At 44.3% G+C, this 1,312-nt stretch carries 1 pseudogene; it reads left to right on the plus strand.

The features are described from left to right. Positions 1–1,312, plus strand: a pseudogene (locus ACFIMX_RS02310) (hemagglutinin repeat-containing protein); the annotation flags it as partial.

Raw genomic sequence — 1,312 nt, forward strand, 5'->3', positions numbered from 1 at the left:
AGTGGGGGAAATACTACATTTGCAGGCGCCGTGGTTTCTGCAAACCGTGTAGAGATGGGTGTTGGTGGTGATTTCACCATTACCAGCCTCAGTGATACGGGACAAAGTTCCAGCAAGCAAAACTCTGTTTCTGCTGGGTTTAATGGTGGAAAAAAGGATGATGTGGCGACAACCAATATTGCCTTTAACAAGGATAAAACCTCTAGTGATTATCACAGCGTTGTGGAACAATCCGGCATTAAAACCGGTGATGGCGGCTTTGATATTACAGTGGCGGGTGCAACAACCATGACCGGAGGTATTATCGGTAGCACCGCACCGGCGAACAAAAATAAACTGACCACAGGAACCATTAAAACGAGTGATATCACCAACAGTGCTGATGCTCAAGCCAACAGCGATGGGATCAGCATTTCTGCGGGTGGACCCATGTACCAAGGCAAATACGGCGTTGGGAAAAACATTGTTAAAAATATCTTAGATCATGCAAAAGCCAAAGATTCAGAGGAAGGCTATACCAAATCCGCTATCAGCAATGGAACCATTGTGCTGACAAATGAAGCAGTGCAAAAGGCGTTGACGGGACAAGATGTGGAACAAGCCATCGCCTCCCTTAACCGTGATACTGCTAGCGCCCATAAGAGTGTACAACAGCTCGATGTAGGCAAGCTGGAACAAATCGTCCATGAAAACCGTGAAATGGCANCGATGAAAAGGGTAATATAATCTATGAAATAGATGCAAATGGACAGTATATTAAAGACGCTCGTGGACAAAATATTCCTAAGTTTCATTATTTGACGGATGAAGAAAAGCAGCATTTGCAAGAAGGCTCTGATGGCAAGGTGCATGTGTCCCTCAATGGCATCTTTACTTCCCCAGAGGGGGCAGCAGGGTATGCCGTACAACATGCGGACAATCAAAATGAACCGCTTTATTTTGTTGTGTTCCCAGAAGCCGATTCTGCGATTTCAGAGCTTCTGGTGGCAGGATACCAGAAGTTTATGGAAAATAACCTTTGGGGTTTGACTAATTCAACACAAGAAACAAAAGAGCTGATATATCGCTATGGTAATACAGGATTGCATATTGATGCGCATAGTCGTGGCAGTATGACAGGCTTTAATGCGCTGAATTCTTTCAAGCAAGAAGGCGTGCATGGAATAGCTAAAAACACAACAATCAAATTTGTTGGTCCAGCGGCTAATGCTTCAGCTACAGCTGGTCTGTTAGGTTATGCGAGTGATGGCAAACAAACTACTATTGAGTTGGAAAACCATGCTGATGATTTTGTTGGTAGATTGATTGGTGG

This window comes from Bartonella sp. AD24XZML (assembly GCF_042196485.1).
Lineage (GTDB): Bacteria > Pseudomonadota > Alphaproteobacteria > Rhizobiales > Rhizobiaceae > Bartonella.